Consider the following 19,758-nt stretch of genomic DNA (forward strand, 5'->3'; position numbering starts at 1 on the left):
GGTACAATAAAATTGTGATGGAATTGAGGTAAGAAAGGAGATAGAAATGAAAGTCTTTCTTATCACTGGACCTACCGGATCTGGAAAAACAGAACTTATAATCTCCGAAATGGAGAAAGCACATCGTTCCAACCCTTTTTCATACGTTTTTGTTGGTCCAACCGGTAGTTACGTTAAAACAATCAGGGAAGCCTTTTTAAATCGGGTTGGGAGTATCGTTGCATCCAGATTTATGGCGATTGACGAGTTTGCTGTAACGATTATGAAGAAGCTTCGCCCGGAAATGCTTCACATCAGCAGCAATATCGTTAAATCTGAAATAAGCGATATCCTTGAGGAAATCGGAAGAAAAGACCTGGCACAATCTCCGACTTTTGTAGAATATGTATTTGACATAATTAATGATGTGAAAGAAAATGATGGATTCGATAAGATATTTGCCCAAGATGATGAAATCACCTTGCTTATGAGAAGCCTTTATTCAAAACTTTCAGATAGATTCAATTCGAATCTCATATACGACACCTTTGATGCTTATCTTTCTTTAGCAGAATTATCGGACGAACTACATCCAGGTGAATTTGGAGAAACCTTGTTTATAGACGGCTTCCACGACTTTTCGCCGGCTGTAAAAGCTTTTCTCGAAGGGATTGTTCCAATCTTTTCAAAGGTTTTTATAACTGCTCCAGAAGACGCAAACCGGTGTGAATTGTTTGCCGAGGCAAGAACCATTATTGATTTTGTTGAAGAACGGGAAGGGAAAATTGATTCAAACGGCGAGATTATAACTTCCGAAAAAAGATTTCTTTCAGAACAACATCTACCAAAAAATCTCGAACCTTTCCTCAAAACCTTTTTCTCAGAGCAAAAAATCACTCAAAGCTGCGAAAATGTTGAAGTTATTGTAGCCTCGGATATTTTCAACGAAGTGGAATACATTTCGAGAGAAATAAAACGTACGATAAAATCCGGTTACGAGCCTGGAGATATTGCGATCGTTGCATCTGATTTTTCCAGATACGAAAAATTGTTTTCAGAAAGATTAGACGAGTACGGTATCCCGTTCAGAAGCGAAGGGGATGAACCTCTTTTAGAATCCAGAGCGGTGAAAATGCTTCTTTTACCCTTTGAAACGGCGGTCAATGGTTTCAAACCAGAAAAGATCGTTGCAATGGGAGATTTTGGTTATGGCGGCAGTAAACTTGACACAAAGTTTTTCGAATCCATCGCTATACAGGCACGGCTTATTTATGACTACCCCACTCTTACGTTGCAGAAAAGAGTTGAAAGCTGGGAAGAACGATTGGAAAGATACAAAGAGCTTGTTCAGAGAAAGATAAGAGCTGTTGAAGAGATTTCCGATGAGGAATTCATCGAGCAGGAAATCAGTGGATACAGAGAAGTAATTCTGAGGGTAGATGAAGAAATCGAGCCAGCAATAGAGAGGATTTTTCAGGTTCTCGCGCCATTTCGTAGCCTTTCTAGAAGGGATTGTCGAATATACCGTGAATATTTTTATGAATGGTCAGAACTCATAAGAATTGAAGAACGCTATAGAAAACTGGTTGAAGAGTCAGAAGAGGAACCATTCAGGAAACTTGAAGGGGAGCGTGAATTATTAGCGCTGAAAAGATTCTTTAATGATGTACTGCCTGCTTTAGAAGAGCTTCTCCTTTTTCTCGGGAAAGAGCGAATTTCTCCAGCTGATTATCATAGGTATCTAATGCTCATTTTGAGGAACACCTCTTTTAAAAGTTCCAGGGCCATTGAGAACAGGGTTGAGATTCAATCTTTGCTGAATGCTCGTTTTTCACGAAAAAAAATAAAATTCTTTGTTGGATTTAATGACGGTTACTATCCTATGATTCGAATGAATCCCCTGTACAGTTTTACCCAATATGACGAGAAAGCTCCTAAAGACTTGCTTCTGGTAAAAGAGAAACAGCAGAAGCTGAATCTATACCTTGCGGTAACAAGAACATCCGATAGGCTTTATTTTTCTTATCCTGAATCTACGATTGATGGTGAGCCTCTTTTGCCATCAGCATACCTTCAGGATGTAATAAAAAGTGCGGGGGTAACTCCTGAACGAGTTGGTCAAAAGGAAGGTAGAAAGGTGGATATTATTCCAGAGCTCGAAACGGTTATGAGTGAAAAGGAACTGAAAATAGCTGTTGCTAACTATTTTAATACCGGGCACTGGAAATCGCTGAAAGATCGGTTTGGAATGGGTGATCTTGAGAAAGTACTGCAGGGTTTCAATCGGGAATTCACCTGGATAATCAGCAATCGAAAAAAGATAGAAGATCATATTGGAAAGGTCTTTAGTTTTTCCAGATTGCAGAGTTATCACAAGTGCCCCTTTTCCTTTTATTTGGCCTATATCCTGAAAATACAGACGCCGGAAGAGGGACTTTTTGAGCTAACCCCGCTGGAGGAAGGTAATGTTTATCATAACGTGCTCAAAGACTACTTCTCGAAGAGTGCTCTCGACTGGGAAAAATCCCTCGAGGAAAACATGAGGAAGTATATCAGACATGACAGTGAACTGGTTTTTAAATTCGAATATGAACGCCTTCGAAGGGTAATTGCCGAGTATATTCAGATAAAGGAATCAAAGAAACTGCCAAAGGTGGAAGGGGAATTCGAACCGACATATTTTGAGCTGGGTTTCGGGATGGGTAATCAGAAGCCGGTGAAGGTCCTGGAAGATGCTTACATAAGGGGAAAGATAGATAGAATCGACGTGGATAAAGATACGGGTGCGATGTATATTATGGACTACAAGAGAGGAAACTCCGGAGAGAAAGAACAGCTAATACTTTACTCTATTGCAGCAAACGAATTGTTGAAAGAAAAAGGATATTTTGTGGTCGGGGGTAGTTTTAGGCCGCTTTCTGGTAGCACAAATTTCAAGGATAGTTTTGTCGTTGTTACAGACGAAGGAAAGGATATATGGAAGTTTTCGAAGAGTAAATTTACCAGGGAGGATATTGAGAACTGGGTTAAAGAAAAAACGGAAGGGATATTCAACGGGGTTTATATTCCCAAAATTATTGAAAATAGATCTGGCTGCTACAATTGTTCATTCGCAAAATTAAAGATCTGTTCGGTTATTTTGTGGAGGAAGGAAGAATAATAGTGAGTGTAAACAGGGACATATTCATTTCTGCATCCGCTGGAACGGGAAAAACCTACAGATTGGTGAGTCATTATGTTCAGATATTCGAAGAGGCATTCAGGCACGGTGAAAAACTCGACGTGCACAACGTCGTGGCGATAACATTTACCAGAAAAGCGTCGAAAGAGATGAAAGAGCGGGTGCATTTGAGAATCAACGAAAAAATCGAGAATAATGAGCCCGGCGACTGGAAAAATCTACGTTCCAGATTGATATACGCATGGATTTCAACTATCCATTCCTTCTGTGAACGCATACTCAGGGAGAGTTCCATTTTTCTTGGTATTGATCCGGGATTTGAAATTTTGAGCGGTGTGAGACGGGTGGCTCTTGAGGCACAGGTAGTTAGAACCTATTTTGAGCAGCATCTGGATGAACTTGAGCCTCTTTTCGATTTGATAGGTGTTGACAAAACCTTTGAGCTTTTTAAGAAAGCACTTTCTGGCATGAGGGTGAATTTGAGGATCATTTCTCCTTATGAAGAGGAACCATTAAAGATAGGAAATGACGGAGAAAAGATTCTCCTGGCAACCAGAACCTTCCATAAACACTTTAAGCAATTGGTAGAGCATTATGAGAACGAAGCAAGAAGAAATAATTCCCTTGACTTTGATGATCTTCTTATCAAGACTCGTGACCTGTTGCACAACTTTCCGCAGCTCAGGGAAAAATACGTAAGAAGGTTTAAATACATACTGATAGATGAATTCCAGGATACTGACTGGCTTCAGAAAACGATAATAGACTACCTCCACGAGGAGGAAAGAAACTTTCTTCTCTTTGTTGGTGACGCCAAGCAGTCGATATACCGTTTCAGGGGAGCTGATGTTACGGTATTTAATAGAACAAAGGCAGAATTTGAAATAAAAAATGCTCATCTTGAAACGCTAAGTGTCAACAGGCGTTCGCATCCGGATCTGGTCGAATTTCAGAACAGGCTTTTCTCAAAAATAATGCTTCAGGATCGGAGCGGAAAGTATTACAAATCAATCTACGATACAGAAGTATCTGCCATTCCATACGAACAAGATTCTAACGATTCCAGAGTAAGGGTGCTGGTTTCTGAAAATTCAGACGATTCGCAGGTTGTTGCACAGTATATAAAAAATTTGTTGAGTGAAGAAATAACCTTTAGAAACAAAGATGGTAGCTATTCCACCAGAAAGATCAAACCGGGGGATATAGCGATACTGTTGCGAAAATTCGTAAATGTCAGTAGATATGAAGATGCTCTTGAAGAAAATGGTATCCCGTACTATACGGTTGGAAGCAAAGCCTTTTACGACCGACCAGAAATTGCAGGCCCTCTTGCGTGGCTGGATGTAATCGTTGATCCGCTAGATGATGCGGCATTTGCAAGGTTTCTCCTTTCTCCGGCTTTTGGAGCGACATTCGAAGATCTTTTCGAATTGAAAAGCAAGGAAAAGCACATATCAGACGCTATTCTAAAAACCACAGATGAACGTTTCAAACCGTTACGAGAATTGTTCATCAAATATTCTGAATTAAAGCATGTTCTTTCACCGAGTAGTGTTTTACAGAAATTTGTAGATGAGACGGAATATCTTCCAAAACTTGCCAGCATGAAAAGAGGGGAAAGGGCGATAAACAATGTTAAAAAGATGCTTGAAATAGCAAAAGAACTCGATCGTCTTGGAACAAGCCTCAGGGAACTCTCGTCAAATATAAAGGCGTTTATAGACTCGAGTGAAGAGACGGAAGCAACCCTTGAAACGGAAGAATCTGACAGCGTTAAACTCCTGACAGTCCATAAATCAAAAGGTCTGGAGTTTCCTGTTGTGATTGTTGCAGATACATTCTGGAAAGGGAAAAGTGATGGTTCCCCTTACATATTAACCGGTGAAGACGGGTATATTGTTTCCAGAGAGCAACCAAAGAAAGAAAGTGATACCATTGAATCGCAGTTGCATCTGGAAGAGAAGGAAAAGAATCTGGAAGAGGAAAAAAGAACCCTTTATGTTGCCTTTTCCAGAGCCAGGGAAATGCTTGTGGTAAGCTTGAATGGGAAGAAAGCCACTTCAGATCGTCCGTGGTCTCAAATGCTTCAAGGAACGTTGATTACTGGTGAAAACCAATTATGCGAAGATATGGAGGACCTTGTGGAAATTGTTGAACCTGGAGAAGCGGTAAGAGAAGAACCTGAGAGTATTGAAGAAAAAGAATCGTTTATAATTCAATGGCCTGATATCGAATTCATAAAATCCGTAGATGACAGGTCTTATATAAAATATATTTCACCATCATTGCTTGCGGAGGATTTCACTATAGAAATCTCAGAAAGCGAGCCGGGAGATATTCTTATAAGAAAGCCAAGAGAGCTTGGGACCCTTACGCATAGCGTCCTTGAAGCTGTTGGTATCCGTGGAAGAACCGGAAGAGTGACGACCTTAGAATCACTTCTTTCCGGTGGAATACCTGCATCTGTGGACAGGATAAGATTTTCGGAAGAAGATTATGAGATTGTCAGAAAAATCCTTTATAAACTTATCGACCATCCTTTGATAAAAGAGATAGAAACCAGTGATGAGGCTATGAGTGAGGTTCAGTTCCAGAAGAAATTCGATCGTTACGTACTTTTGGGGATTGTGGATAAATTGTATCGTGTCAACGGAAACTGGAGGATTCTGGATTTCAAATTTGCAGAATTCAGCCAGAAGAGTTTCCCAAAGTACGAATTCCAGATGAAATTTTATCTTTACATACTGAAAGAACTTCTTGCACCGGAATGTGCGAAGCTTCTGTTTTTGAAAGATGGTGAGGTTAGAGAGGTTAGGTTGAATAATGTAGAGGAGTTTGAAAAGGAACTATTAGAAAAAATAGAAAACCTTGGTGGAACAAATGAGAGAGGGGAATGAGTATGGAGGAAATTACTTTAAAGCCCACAAGAAGGGCCTTTTTCGTTCGATATACAATTTATCTGTACTATGTCATCATAGGAGTACTTATGCTGGTTTTTGGAAATCTCCACAACCCCGAAGGTAGCAGGCTAGGAATGTTGTTGAATTTCGGATGGCTCACAACATATCTGGGATTGTTTGGATTGTGGCTACTCCTCACCATAATTCCAGGAATCATTCTGGCATTTAAGAGAAGGACCTTCCTTTGGTTTTTCTGGCCAGCAATACTGAATCTGGTTGGTTGGATAATTTCATTACTTCTGGGCGAAAAGTACCCGGATCACCGTCTGTGGATCGATAATGCTCCTATTCTGCTGTTTCTTATTATCGGAATAGTTGCGCTTGCAATAATTGATTTTTATCGGATGACGTTCAAATACACTATCACCGAAAATTCCATCGAGATAAAGTATGGACTTTTCAATGCGAACAAGCATATGGTTTTGTTGAATCATGTGACCAACGTTCTCCTGAAGAGGTCTTTTCTGGAAAGGTTAATTGGAGTGGGGCATATCATTCCTGTGTCATCATCCGGGATAGGTTCAGGAGATAAAGGGGTTCTTGGAGGCGTAACGGCGGATGTTGGTTCGAAGGTAAGTGTTGGTGGATTCATGGGTGGTATTTCGACCGAGAAAGAATTCGTGGCGAATCCCAAGAACTGTATCTACGGTGTCTCCAAACCCGAAAAAATATTTGAGGAACTGAGATCGAAACTCTGAGTTTCTTCATAGGGTTATTAAAAAGCATTTGCTGAAATTCCCATCCCCTTTAGGGGATGGGAACATATAGGAGAATGTACTATCTAAATGTTCATACCACTTTAAGTTAAGTCATTGGTGAATATTTTTTTCTTTCGGTAGATGAGAAAGCTCATATTGAGTCCATCTATGAGATTGTGGATTATTATCGGATACAGCAAACTTTCCGAAATCTGGAAAGTGTATCCTAGCACCAGTGCGACAACGAGTCTTCCCGGTAGCATTGCTATGAATTGCCGTAACGTTTCGCCCCCGAGAAAAATATTGCCGATGTGTATAGCTACAAAGATGACACTTGAAATAATTGTAGCGTAGCTAATAGTCAAAAAATCTCCGGAGATGACGTTCTGAAGGTTAACTTGCAGGAATCCTCTGTAAAGCAGTTCTTCAACAATCCCTACGAAAATCCATACGTATAAAAGCTGGGAGACCATTGTTCGGGGTCGTCCGTATCTGAGTTTTCTTATTTCACTTTCAGGAATGAAGAAGATGCTTATGGCTGAAATAACAGCGATCGGTAATCCCAGTACGAGTACCATCAAGAATCCTTTCTCAGGGTCCCCAAGCGTCAAACCGGCTTCTTTCAGGCTGAGTCCGGTGATGTATATAAACAAAGAGGTGATAGCTATGCTGAAAGGCGTTAAAAACAACAATTTCTGAAAATCCTGAAGTCTGGTTTTCCTGGTTATAAGCTTTCCGAGTAGTCTTATCAAAACATGGTATAAAACCAGAAGTAGAAAAACCATTACTAATCTCATCTTATTCCCCCAGTTCTTTCAAGAATTCGAATAGGGCTCTTCGTTCCGTTTCGAGCAGGGAACGTCCGAGCTCAAAACAAAATTTCTGACCCTTTGACATCGTGATTTTGTCGGTGATTTTGTTGAGTTCGCCCAGTTTGCTTTCAACCTCTCCAAGTCTTTTGTATATTTGAGAAAGCAATCCCGGGAGTTCAGTATCCGTGGCAAAGAACATCTTTAACATGAATTCATCTTTCCAGATCTGCTTTTTATATGGTTGTTTTATCCAGCTATCCAGTGTGTTCCTGCCTTGTTCTGTTATACTGTAGATCTTTTTTCCTTCGGATTCCTTAATTTTTACCCAATTCTTCTTTTCCAGCCTTGCCAGAGCCGGATAAAGCCCTCCAAAACTTGCCGTCCAGAAATTGCTTGTGGATACATCGATATTTTTCTTCAGCTGATAACCGGTCATGGGCATTATTCTCAAAAATCCTAGAATCACGTAATCAAGCAACGTAACCACCTCTCTGTATATCGAATCGATATATAGATTATATATATTTATGGTTTCTTTGTCAACCTTACGAGTGCATTGGTTGAAAAATGCAGTGAAAAGATGATATTCTGAACACGAAATACTTAGATGTTTTTTGGTTAAGAGGTGGTTGCAGTAGTATACACAACAGCAGGGGATCTTACAGTTTCGCGTATAGGAGTAGGGTGCTATGCGCTGAGTGGAGTATATGGAAGAAAAGATCCGGACACTTTCAGGGTGATGTTGAAGAGAGCGCTCGAACTTGGGGTAAACTTCTTTGATACTGCAGATACATATGGTGATGAAGCTGAAGAGCTTTTGGGTGAAGTCCTTCAACCAGTCAGAAAGGATGTCATAATTTCTACTAAGAAAGGAACATCGATCCCCTTTTCCAGAGAGAACGCTTTAAGTCAGCCTTGAGAATACAGAAGCAGCTTGAGAAAATGGGGGAAAAGTATGGAAAAAGCTCGGTTCAGATGGGAATAAACTGGGTTCTTTCTCACAAAGAAGTGATGACCGCCCTGATCGGCCCGTCGAAAATTGAACATCTTGAGGAAAATCTCGGAAGCTGTGGCTGGAGAATCGATGAGGAAGATCTAAATGTTTTACAGAAATTATTTGAGGACGAAGAAAAACTTCTCAAAAAAGCAAACGTACAACTGGTGAAAGAGATAATTTCAACCCCCGTAACCGATTCCGGGCGCGCCTTTAGTGATCTTATATATGCAATTGAGACAGCGATCATCATGTCATTAGCCGATGAAAATGAATTGGTGGCTGTTTTCAAAGAAATATATAAAATGAAAGATGACCTTTCGTCCGAAAAGCTTGAAAAATATAGAAAGGTATTGTCAGAACTTATAACCCTTGACTAATTTTTCTTATTTATTGGTTATAGTTGCGATACTATGTTGAACAAACCCTCACATGCTTTAATACATGAGGGAAGAATAGTAATATTTTTTGAGTCAAAAGTTATTCGTTCTCATATTTTATGAAGTGCCATAACTGGAGTCTTTCAAGATATTGGGTGATGGTTGATTTTTCGCCGGCGCTGTGGGTATATGGAACGGCAGCGTTTTTCATACATTCAGCAAATGCCTCCTTATCACCCTCAGCGAGGTATCTTAAAGCCATCATCCTGCTGTGTTCAAGAATTCTGTCGTCAAGATCCTCTTTCATGAACACTCCCGGATAGGGTTCAAGTTCCTGGAAAGCGACCTTTTGTACGCGTGTTTCCTTAAGATGATCTTTGTATTTTTCTCTTAGGTACAAAAATCTTAGTATATCCTTGCGTGCCTTTTTCCAATCAGGTGTTTTTTTATCGGGAGGCAGGTGCTTGATCCTCAGTTTTTTGTCGAAGTAGAAACGGTATCCAAGCATTCTCGCGTTCAAGACGTAATCCATATCTTCGCCACGGTGTATCTCCGGATCGAAACACACGTTGAGCATAAGCTCACGCGTCATGACCATGTTACCTCCAAGCGCAACCATGGTAGGAGAAAAACGATAATCGGATGTCATCAGGCGGTTGAAGGTTTCATTGAATGTTTTATCTTTAGGCCACCACTTGAGTTCCCAGAATCTTGAGAAACTGGGCCTATTTTGTACGTAATATCCTGCTTTTCCGTAGATGACACCATTGTCTGGGCCTCTTTCAAGTAACCCTTCCAGGGCTATGTCAAAGTAATCTTCATCTATCAGGATCTCATCATCGTCAAGGAATATTCCGGCTTCGGCGCCTGTATCGATAGCTGCCAGAAGACAGATGTTTCGGATCTGGGCGTATCCGACCGGTTCTATCAATTGGTCTATTTCATCTGAAAGACTATTGCTTTGCTTAAGTTTTTCAAGCCAGCTGTACGAGCATAGTTTAATATCCATTCTTTCTTCAAACGGTTTGATATAATCGCGGAGATACTCTTCCACTTCTTTTCTCAGGCATTTTTTATTTGCCACGCCTACAACCCTGACGGGAATGCTCCCGCATCTTATTTCTTCAAACTCGCTAAGATTGTCAAGAAGCCTTGCGAGGGTTCCAGCAGTTCCTAAAGGTGTTGGGTGATCGAAGATAATTTCTTCGCTGCCATCTATAGGCCCCCAGTAGGTCGGTATAACGACACAGGCTTTCAAAAACTGCACCTCCCAGACTCACTAATTTGTTTATAATGAAATTTTTCCGGCGATAAAATCACGGTAAAAATAATAACTGGCCTTGGGGATTCTTTTGAGTCCATTGTTTCTATCCACATACACCAATCCAAATTTCAGCGTATAACCACTTGTCCATTCGAAATTATCGAGCAACGACCACACAAAATAACCCTTGATGGGTATTCCAGAGTCAACGGCTTTTTTGAGCTGAACAATGTGTTCTTTCAGAAAAATAATTCTCTCTGTATCCTCGAGCTTTCCTGAAGCAACAGGAGAGTCGAGGTCCATACCATTCTCCGTTATGTAAATTTGTTTGCTGTCGAAGTTTTTGTGAATTTTCTTGAGTACGAGAAAGAGTCCACATGGATAGATCTCAGCTCCCCGTCTGGTTGCAGGAAATTTGGGAGATGCCTGAGCAAAGCCGAGAAGAGAATTATTTGATTGGATTGCAAGTGCTCTGGTATAGTAATTAATTCCCCAGAAATCCTGCTCTGCAACGATGTTGTCCATATCATCCGGTTCCATCTCTGGTGCCCAACCACGTTTTTTGAGTTCCAGCATGAGTTCTTCAGGGTATTTTCCGCTTACGGGTGGTAGATAAAACCAGTCGTTATAGAATTGATCAAGCAACAGTGCTGCTCTTTTATGTTCAGGAGTATCTTCTATTGGTTCCACGTATATCGATGAATTAGAGATGCCAATTTTTCCATCTGGTATCTCCTGCTTCATTATTTTTGTTGCACCAGCATGAGCTAAGAGCAGGTGATGAGCAACCTGAAAGGAGTCTTTTGGAGACTTTCCCTTTCCTGGGGCTGCCTTCCCATCGATGTAACTCCGATGAGAGATTCTTAGAGGTTGATTCAACGTTATCCAGTACTTTACGCGGTCTCCAAACTTTTTGAAGAGAAAATGAGCGTATTCTAAGAAATAGGATATTGTCTCTCTTGATTCCCATCCACGGTGCTCTTGTTGAAGTTTCAACGGAAGATCGTAATGATAAAGGGTGAGGAAGGGAGTTATGCCGGCTTCAAGCAGATTGTCAATAAGTCGATCGTAAAAATCCAGGCCGAAAGGATTTGGTTTTCCATAGCCGTCTGGAAATATTCTTGGCCAGGAAACGGAAAACCGATAAGCGTTAGCTCCTAAATCTTGCATCAAAAAAATATCCTCTGTGTACCTGTGATAATGGTCACAGGCAATCATACCACTTTCGCCGTCAACTATGTTGTCCTTATATTTAGTATATTCAGTCCAGATAGAGGGTCCCTTTCCGTCCTCGAGATCTGCTCCTTCTATCTGGTAAGAAGAGGAAGCAACTCCCCATAAAAAACCTTCCGGAAAATCTTCTGCGGAAACCCTGTTTTCAGGCAAGATTGCTCAACGTCCTTTCATAGATTTCTTCTATCTGGTTTGTGATGGCTTCCCAGGAGAAGCTTTTCTCAACGGTTTTTCTACCTTCTAGTGCGAGTATTTCAGCTTTTTTATAATCAGACAATATGTCATTTATAGCGTTCGCGAGTTCTTCAGGGTTGTTGGGGTTAACAAGTATCCCGTTTTCTCCGTTTCTTATAACAGAAGGAATGCCGCCAATATTAGAAGCGACTACCGGGGTCTTTGCAGCCATTGCTTCGAGTATTACAAGTCCGAGGGCTTCTGGCCAGACCGAGGGTACACAAACCACGTCACTGTGGATGTAGAAATCGATGATCTTCTTTCCCAGATACGGCAGAAAGCGAATGTTTTCACTGTCAGAAGCCATTTTTTTTAAGGTGTTTTCATAGTTTCCGTTTCCACTTATAACCACCACAACATCTTTTCCAAGATGTTTTTTAGCAGCCTGGATAAGAACTTGAACACCTTTTTCCTTTACAAGTCTTCCAACGAATAACACGATTTTCTTTCCTTTGAGGTTGTATTTCTCGTCGAAATCTTTTTTACGCATTGAAGGAAGCGAGAACTTCTCAATATCAACACCACCTGGGATGATATAACTTTTCCAGGAACTTCCAAACATCTCCTTAAAACCGTCAAGAGGAGAAGTGCTGACGGAGATCACATCATTAACACATTGAAGTCCTGCTTGCACGAGAGAGCGCATTCTTGGATCTCTCTGGCAAAGATAGATCCCTGTTCCGTGTAACGTGACTACGACAGGGATCTTGAATACTGAGGCAACAAGGCTTGCGGGAAAAATCCATGGACCTGCGTGTTGTACATGTATCAGATCAGGTCGTTCTTCAGCTATAAGGTTCAAAAGTTCATTGATGTACAGGTGTATGATTTTGGAAACTTTCTCATTACTGAGTTCTGCAAAACTTACAGAACGTACAGTAGGATGATTTGTGAACACCGGCACCGGGGATATTTCTATGTTTCGTGTATAGAAAGGTTTTTTGGTAACCATTGGTCCCGGATATAATACGGTTACCTTATGGCCCCGAACAGACAGTTCGCAAGCGAGGTTTTCAGTATATGTGCCGCTTCCAGAGCCTTCAAGGGGCACTGAGTGTAATAGCAACACCTTCATCTTTTCCACCTAACCCTTTAATCCCGTAGAGGTTATTCCTTCGATGAACTGTTTTTGCATCAAGAGGTACACTATGAGTATCGGTATAACCGAAACAACTGCTCCTGCTAGAAGATAATTCCATTGAGCTGAGTATTCACCCTGGAAACTTGCCAGAGCGAGAGGAAGGGTGAACTTTTCCCTTGTATTCAAGTATACGAGAGGTCTCAAGAGGTCATTCCAATTTATCAGGAACGAAATTATGAACAATGCTGAGAGTGGTGTCCTTGCGAGAGGGAGGAATACGTTCCAGTAAACCCTGAAGGGGCTTGCACCGTCGATTACGGCGGCTTCCTCCAGTTCCATTGGTACATTTTCGTAGAAACTTCTCATTAAAAATATACCTGTAGAACCAACAAGGAAAGATGGAACAATCAGCGGCAGATAGGTATCTATCCAACCAAAAGACTTCATTAAAAGAAATTCAGGTATAATAACGACCTCAACGGGAACCATCATTGTCGCTAGAATAAGACCGAAGAATAATTCCTTTCCTTTGAATTTCATTCTCGCAAAGGCAAACCCTGCAATTGAACAGGTAAACAACTGTCCTAAAGCTGCCGTTGTTGCGACAAATAAACTGTTTAAGGTGAATTTCAAGAAATTGAACCTTGAGAATATGGTCTTGTAATTGTCGAATGTTGGTTGGCTGGGGAAGAACTCTGGTGGGTATTTATAAACAGCGCTCAAAGGTTGTAACGATGTAATAACCATCCAGTAAAATGGAAAAATCATCACAATAGCGATAGTTATCAACAATATATAAAGAAATATCTTTCTTAATACGTTCCCTACCATGTGACCACCTCAATACTGATATTTGACCCAGCGGGATCTGTATTTGAAGTTGATGTAAGTTATCGTTCCAACTATTACGAGTAGCACTGTGGCTACACTTGATGCGTAACCCATTTGGAATAACTCAAAGGCGTTTTGGAAAACGTAATAAGACAGCGTTGTAGACGAAAAGCCTGGTCCACCTTTAGTCATTGTATAGACGATTTCAAAACTCTTGAAAGAATCAATTGTCGACATTATCAAAACAAAAAACATCGTTGGGGTAATCAGTGGAAGAGTGATATATCTGAAAACCTTGAATTTACTCGCGCCATCGATTCTTGAGGCTTCTATAAGAGTTCTGGGTATATCCTGAAGTCCCGCAAGGTAGATGATCATATAGTAACCAACCCTCTTCCAGGCGTAGACGAAGGCGACAACAAAGAGAGTGTATCTGCCATCGGACAACCAGGAGGGAGGGTCATCAACACCTAATGACCTTAAAACAAAATTTAGAAATCCTATGTCAGTACTGAATATCCACTGCCATACAATGGCTATTGCGACGGTAGAGGTTATTACAGGTGCAAAGTACATCACCCTGAACACAGTCGTTCCCTTCAAACCCTGATTCAACAGAACAGCCAATAGCAGCGAGAACACGAGTATGCTCGGGACAAATATAGCGCTGAAAAGCAGAGTATTCCCAAATATTCTCCAGAAGCTGGGAGATGTGAACAGATCGATGAAATTCTCCAAGCCGATCCATTCCGGTGATCCGAAAGGACTCCAATCAGTAAAAGACATACCTATGGCCATAGTGATGGGACCCAGCCTGAAAACAAAAAGGCCGATGAGGGCCAGTAGGATGAACAGGTAAGGTACGTACCACTTGTATTTCATCTTCTCCCTCCCAACACGTTAAAAATAAGGCAAACCCCCTCAGGGGCTTGCCAAAACAGGGGTAAAAGCACGAATTTACTTGTAAGCCTTTTTAAGCATCCTGTTGATCTGTTTGTCGGCTCTGGTAAAGAAGTAATCGAGAGTGATGTTTCCGTTCAATAGAGAGTCTATAAGATCGCTGAGCCCGGTTCCTTCGGCACTTCCATAGCCTCTCCAGAACTTCCAATATTTCGTGTAGAAATGCTTGGCATTTTCACCGTAATCGAGTATCAGTGTTTTGTGTTCAGGGAGTTTGCCAAAAGTAGTCCATTCATCCCATTCAGGAGAATATGCTTCACCCTTGTAGAACGGGACTTTACCGGGATAGTAATCTTTAGCTGCACGTTCTTTTATGAGGAACTTAATGAATTCCCAGGCTTCTTCAGGATGCTTGGAGTTGGCAGCAATAGCGAGACCATCAGCCCAGGCATGCATTACATTTTCTTTCCAGTGTGGACCTCTGGGAATATAGGCAATATCCCAATTGAAATTAGCGGGGATGTCTTCTCTCATAAATTTGATATTCCATGTTCCCTCTGTGATCATAGCTGCCTTACCCTGCGCAAACAATATTTTGATCTTTTTCTTGTCGAGGTCATAATACTTAGGCTTTGGAGATACCTTGTAAACATTAACGAGATCGGCCAGGAACTTAATGGTGTCTTTTGCATTCTGGTTGGGTGCCCATCTCATATTTTCTCTGTCAAGGTAATCACCGTCATTCTGAAGTATCCAGCCATCAAATACTGCATAACGGCTGAAGAAAGCGTAACCCCATATATCGATCTTTCCATCACCATCTTCATCGATGGTTAAAGCTTTGGCTCTTTCGAGGAAATCTTCCCATGTCCAATCTTCGGTTGGATAAGGAACACCGTACTTATCGAAGAGATCCTTGTTGTAGTAAAGAACACTACCGACCCATGCGAAAGGAACACCGTAATATTTTCCACGTATATTGAAGCTTGATTCGAGTACGCTCCAGAAATAATCTTCCTTGTTGAAGTCTCTCAAAATGAGACCGGTAAGGTCCATTAGAGCCCCCTGATCGGCGAGATCTTCAACGGAGTTTGGATGCATGGCCATGACATCAGGCAGGGATTTAGCTGCAGCCATAGCAGCAAGCTTTGTCCAGTAACTCGATGGGGGAAGAGCGGTCAACTCGATCTTAATTCCAGGATGGGTGGCTTCAAATCTTTCAATCATTTCCTGTTCTTTGTCACGGAAGTTTGGATCCCAGAACCAATACTGCAAAGTAACTTCACCGAGAACCGCAACGGCAAGAACAACCAGCACTAAAGCCAACAACAAGCCTTTCCTCACAACACTCACTCCTCTCATGTATGAACTAAAAAGCCCCTTTGGAGGGAACCTTTTCCAACACACCAAGATTTATCTCTTTGAGATTTCTTATAACGAAGTCCGCTTTACTGAGGACAGATGGATTTCCAATTCCTATGCACTTCATACCAGCTCTGTGAGCGGCCTCAATACCTGCTACTGCGTCCTCAAAAACTATGCACTCTTGTGGTGATACTTCCAGCATCTCTGCAGCTTTTAAGAAAACTTCAGGATCGGGTTTTCCATTTTTAATCATATTTCCGTCAACTATGACATCAAATAGTTTTTCTATACCAGTTTTTTCAATTATCACAGATGCATTCTTGCTTACTGTTGCAAGTGCTGTTTTCAGTTTTGCTTCTCTTAAGGTTTTCAAAAACGTGATCACGCCGGGAAGCACTTCAGATTCATCTATTTTCGAGATAAACTCTAAATAATAATTGTTTTTACGTTTGGCAAGTTTCTGCTTATCTTTTTCATTTGCTTTGATACTACCAAACTTCAAAACTATATTCAAAGCTTCAAGACGTCCAATTCCTTTGAGCTGTTCACCAAGCTCAGGAGATAGTTCAAAGCCCAGCTCTCCAGCAAGCTTTTTCCATGCTAGAAAGTGATACCTAGCAGTATCAACAATTACTCCATCCATATCAAAAATACAGACAGAAAAGCTCACTGGCAAACACCATCCGTGACATTCAAGCGCTTTCCCGAACGATGAGTTCTGTGGATAGAAGTATATTTTTCTGTTTTGCCTTTTTTCCTGATAGAATTCTTAAGAGCATATTTGATGCGAGTTCTCCCATAAGGTGCATATTCTGCGCAACAGTAGTTAAAGAAGGTACAAAATCTCTCGAAAGGCGTATATTGTCGAACCCAACTACTTTTACCTCACTCGGGACTTTTACCCGGTTTTCGTAGAGCGCTCTTAGCGCACCAATAGCTATTAAATCTGAAAAGCAGAACAGCCCATCAAAGTCTTCGCCTTCTTTGAGAAGTTTTTCTACCGCTTTTTTTCCACCATTTATACTCACTGGAGTCTCGACTATCTTGCAATAGCTTATTTTGTATTTTTTGAGGGTATCTATATAAGCCTTTTTCCTGTGGAGGTATGAAGGTTTTTCCCCCATGCCGGTTACATAGACTATTCTCGAACAGCCAGTTTTTATTAGATGTTCAACGGCTTTATTTGCTCCACCGTAATTGTCTGAAGATACCGTGACGAAATCGTACTCTTTCATGAGATTCTCTCCAACGAGGATGGAAGGTATGGAATTTATCTTTAGCGTTTCCAGTAGTTCACGTTCGTAAATGCCCTCGAAAACGATGAGACCATCAAGAAGTCCGGAGTTCATATAGTCCACAAAGAGGGATTTACCTTGAGAGTCAAGCAGATTGAAAATAACACTACGGTAGTTCTGAGTCTTGAGCCATTCGACAGCTGCTCTTATACATTCTCCATAAAACGGTGAGATGATGAAGTCTTCATTTGATTTTACGAGAAAACCAATTGTTCTGGATTTCCCCCCTGCAAGCACTCTTGCCACAAATCTCGGGCGGTAATTAAGTTTTTTCATGGTTTCCATGATCAGGTTTAATGTTTCGGGGTTAACCTTTTCAGGGTGGTTTATTGCCCGGGATACAGTCATCTTTGAAACTCCCGCGGCTTTGGCAACCATTTCGATTGTTGGTTGAACCGTTTTCACCATCCACCCTCCTCATGTTACCGGTAACATTATCTCATAATACAATAGATTTTCCAAAGTTATTTAGCAAGGATTAACTCATGTCACAAATGAAGTATGGTGGTTAAAAGGGTTTAGGTTTACTGACGGATAACATTCTCACGAAGTCAACTTCGATTTGTTTTCGTATCGGACTTTATCATGAAAACAAAGATAAAAGCAATTGCAAATGAGACTGCCGCGGTGATAAACATCGAGCCAAACCCTAAGAAATCAACGAAAAACCCGAATATTAGAGGTCCGAGTATCGCCGCTAACGATGAGAAGAAATAATATATGCCGGTGTATGTTCCCACTTTTTCTTCTGTTGTTGTTTCCACCACCATAGGATAAGAGTTTATGTTTATGCATGCCCAGAAGAACCCGCCTATCGCAAAAAGGAGCATCATAACTACGTTATATGGCATCCCGAATACGCTGGTTGTTGTTCTAACGATTGCTAGAAGTCCAAAAACAATGAAGAGCCCTGCCACACCAACTAAAATTGTTCTTTTCTTTCCGAACTTTGTAGCTATAAAGCCACTCGGGATGGCAAAGACGAGGAAAGCTGCTGCAAAACTGCTGAGGATTATAGAACCGGTACTTTCTTTTATTTTGAGGAAATGAACACTATAATTACTAAAAGTTGCTTCCACTCCCTGATAGCCAACAAACCAGAAGAATATGGCTAAAAGTATATATAGAGCTGTCTTGTCTTTACTGACAAAAATCTCTTTTATTGAAGATATCAGGCCAATTTTTTGCTCTTCATTTGTGGTAACGGTGATGTTCTTTGGTTCCTTTATAAAGATGTACAGCATAGCCAGAGCAAGGAACATCAAAATGGCAGTAGCAATGAACGGAAGATTTTTGTTTATATCGTACAGTACAGCCCCGACGGAAAGGACCAGAACGGAAGCCAATCCACCCATGAAGTTTATTATTCCATTGGCTTTGCTACGCAAGGGCCTTGGTGTTATATCCGGCATAAGGGCAACTGTTGGTGCTCTATAAATTGCCATAGCGAGGTTAAAGGATATTAGGATAATCATCAGGGAAGTAAAACTACTGTATTGAGGCAAAAGAGCAAAAAGGATGGCTGAGATGGGAATACCTATGAGCAAGTACGGCATTCTTCTTCCAAATCGGGTATTTGTCCTATCGCTAAGACTTCCAAAAACAGGAATCAGGGTAATAGCCAGAATATTGTCCAGAGTCATGATGGAGTTTATCCAGAACTGACTCTTGATGTAGGTTTTCAAGAAAAGCGGGATGTAGTAGTTATAAAGTGGCCAGGTAAGACTGATAGCAAAAAAACCAAGCCCAAGAATGAATGTTTTCTTGTAATCCAGTTTCAATTGACACTCCCCCCTGCAATATATGATGATTAGAAAAAACACATTGATTATATCATTTGAGGGAGAACCGAAATCCGGTGTTCGAGAATCGAGAACCGAGAGAATGCTATGCTGCTGACGTGCAGAACTTCGTTCCGGAGACTCACAACGTTGACGCTTGCGAGGCTGAGGCTGCGGACGCTGTCAGTTAATAAAGCGACACGAACCGCAAGCGGTTGACACGAACTCCTGTGGAGTTGTTCCGAACCACTACGTGGTTGTCTCGGTGTGCCCGGCATGACATACAACTATAGGGTGAAAGTCCCGAATGCGGGGAGCGAGATAAGCATTAGCTGAGGGCAAGGGTGTCACTGGTAACGGTGAATCTGAAGGAAGCCTAAGGCAAAATCTGGAACTGAACGAAAGTGAACCAGTGTTGGCCGGTAGAGAGGGTAACCTTGCCGAGAATGGGTAAGCCCGAGCTCCAACTCTACAGGTTTGGATGGCAGGATTCGGATGAAAGCTGTATGTCTTACCCGGGGAAGTCCTCACTCGTCCCAAAATGGGTAAGCCGGAACAAGGGGAGACCCAAGGACTGGTGAAGCGGAGGAGGATGGCAGACGAACCCGTAGTAGTGTTGAACCTCTCTGAAAGGAGAAGGGACTATCGCCTTGAGCGATGGGGGTAACAGGAACCGAAAGGGCCTGTTACTTGCGAAGGGGGGAAGGATTGAGGAAATGGCACAAAGGGAAGCGAGTATAACAGGAGTCCGTAACGGAGGCTGAAATGCT

The 19,758-nt window shown here is 41.5% G+C and carries 16 protein-coding genes; 5 read left to right on the forward strand and 11 right to left on the reverse strand.

All coding sequences use genetic code 11. The features are described 5' to 3' along the window. Positions 1 to 46: 46 nt before the first annotated feature. The 3 genes from KOLE_RS05195 to KOLE_RS05205 are packed head-to-tail and all read left to right on the forward strand — an operon-like array spanning position 47 to position 6,818. Positions 47 to 3,139: a PD-(D/E)XK nuclease family protein gene (locus KOLE_RS05195; RefSeq protein WP_015868395.1), complete on the forward strand. Its 3,093-nt coding sequence runs from the start codon at positions 47 to 49 to the stop codon at positions 3,137 to 3,139. Positions 3,140 to 3,141: 2 nt separating this feature from the next. Further along, a complete protein-coding gene (locus tag KOLE_RS05200) occupies positions 3,142 to 6,057 on the forward strand; it encodes a UvrD-helicase domain-containing protein (RefSeq protein WP_041288666.1) in 2,916 nt (971 codons plus the stop codon). A 2-nt stretch (positions 6,058 to 6,059) separates the two neighbouring features. Next, positions 6,060 to 6,818: a PH domain-containing protein gene (locus KOLE_RS05205; RefSeq protein WP_015868397.1), complete on the forward strand. Its 759-nt coding sequence runs from the start codon at positions 6,060 to 6,062 to the stop codon at positions 6,816 to 6,818. Positions 6,819 to 6,919: 101 nt separating this feature from the next. On the opposite strand, the gene KOLE_RS05210 is transcribed toward KOLE_RS05205, so the two are convergent. Both KOLE_RS05210 and KOLE_RS11150 read right to left on the reverse strand, forming a co-directional pair. Then, positions 6,920 to 7,615: a CPBP family intramembrane glutamic endopeptidase gene (locus KOLE_RS05210; RefSeq protein WP_015868398.1), complete on the reverse strand. Its 696-nt coding sequence runs from the start codon at positions 7,613 to 7,615 to the stop codon at positions 6,920 to 6,922. A gap of 1 nt (position 7,616) precedes the next feature. After that, on the reverse strand, positions 7,617 to 8,108 hold the full coding sequence (locus KOLE_RS11150; RefSeq protein ID WP_015868399.1) for a helix-turn-helix transcriptional regulator: 492 nt from the start codon (positions 8,106 to 8,108) through the stop codon (positions 7,617 to 7,619). 147 nt (positions 8,109 to 8,255) lie between these two features. On the opposite strand from KOLE_RS11150, the gene KOLE_RS05220 reads away from it, so the two are divergent. Together KOLE_RS05220 and KOLE_RS05225 are read left to right on the forward strand one after the other, a co-directional pair. Beyond that, complete coding sequence (locus tag KOLE_RS05220) at positions 8,256 to 8,549, forward strand: aldo/keto reductase (protein WP_041288667.1); 294 nt, start codon at positions 8,256 to 8,258, stop codon at positions 8,547 to 8,549. Between the two features lie 23 nt (positions 8,550 to 8,572). Then, positions 8,573 to 9,004 carry an aldo/keto reductase gene (locus KOLE_RS05225; protein WP_237697543.1) on the forward strand — a complete coding sequence of 144 codons (432 nt, stop codon included), beginning with the start codon at positions 8,573 to 8,575 and terminating at the stop codon, positions 9,002 to 9,004. 100 nt (positions 9,005 to 9,104) lie between these two features. On the opposite strand, the gene KOLE_RS05230 is transcribed toward KOLE_RS05225, so the two are convergent. The 9 genes from KOLE_RS05230 to KOLE_RS05270 form a co-directional block, all read right to left on the reverse strand. Next, positions 9,105 to 10,262, reverse strand: a complete 1,158-nt coding sequence (locus tag KOLE_RS05230; protein ID WP_015868400.1) for a glycosyltransferase — start codon at positions 10,260 to 10,262, stop codon at positions 9,105 to 9,107. 30 nt (positions 10,263 to 10,292) lie between these two features. Then, a complete protein-coding gene (locus tag KOLE_RS05235) occupies positions 10,293 to 11,654 on the reverse strand; it encodes a GH1 family beta-glucosidase (RefSeq protein WP_015868401.1) in 1,362 nt (453 codons plus the stop codon). Further along, a complete protein-coding gene (locus KOLE_RS05240; protein ID WP_015868402.1) occupies positions 11,647 to 12,810 on the reverse strand; it encodes a glycosyltransferase family 4 protein in 1,164 nt (387 codons plus the stop codon). Before KOLE_RS05240 ends, KOLE_RS05235 begins: the two co-directional genes overlap by 8 nt. A gap of 9 nt (positions 12,811 to 12,819) precedes the next feature. Then, positions 12,820 to 13,647, reverse strand: coding sequence for a carbohydrate ABC transporter permease (locus KOLE_RS05245; RefSeq protein ID WP_015868403.1), 828 nt, complete (start codon positions 13,645 to 13,647; stop codon positions 12,820 to 12,822). A gap of 9 nt (positions 13,648 to 13,656) precedes the next feature. After that, a complete protein-coding gene (locus tag KOLE_RS05250) occupies positions 13,657 to 14,529 on the reverse strand; it encodes a carbohydrate ABC transporter permease (RefSeq protein ID WP_015868404.1) in 873 nt (290 codons plus the stop codon). 75 nt (positions 14,530 to 14,604) lie between these two features. Further along, positions 14,605 to 15,891 (reverse strand): ABC transporter substrate-binding protein, encoded by a 1,287-nt coding sequence (locus KOLE_RS05255; RefSeq protein WP_015868405.1) that lies wholly within the window; start codon positions 15,889 to 15,891, stop codon positions 14,605 to 14,607. Between the two features lie 25 nt (positions 15,892 to 15,916). Next, a complete protein-coding gene (gene pgmB / locus KOLE_RS05260; protein WP_015868406.1) occupies positions 15,917 to 16,582 on the reverse strand; it encodes a beta-phosphoglucomutase in 666 nt (221 codons plus the stop codon). Positions 16,583 to 16,604: 22 nt separating this feature from the next. Continuing rightward, the gene (locus KOLE_RS05265; RefSeq protein ID WP_015868407.1) at positions 16,605 to 17,615 is read right to left on the reverse strand and encodes a LacI family DNA-binding transcriptional regulator; all 1,011 of its coding nucleotides are present in this window, start codon (positions 17,613 to 17,615) and stop codon (positions 16,605 to 16,607) included. Between the two features lie 143 nt (positions 17,616 to 17,758). Further along, on the reverse strand, positions 17,759 to 18,988 hold the full coding sequence (locus tag KOLE_RS05270; RefSeq protein ID WP_015868408.1) for an MFS transporter: 1,230 nt from the start codon (positions 18,986 to 18,988) through the stop codon (positions 17,759 to 17,761). Positions 18,989 to 19,758 lie beyond the last annotated feature (770 nt).

Source organism: Kosmotoga olearia TBF 19.5.1 (assembly GCF_000023325.1).
GTDB lineage: Bacteria > Thermotogota > Thermotogae > Petrotogales > Kosmotogaceae > Kosmotoga > Kosmotoga olearia.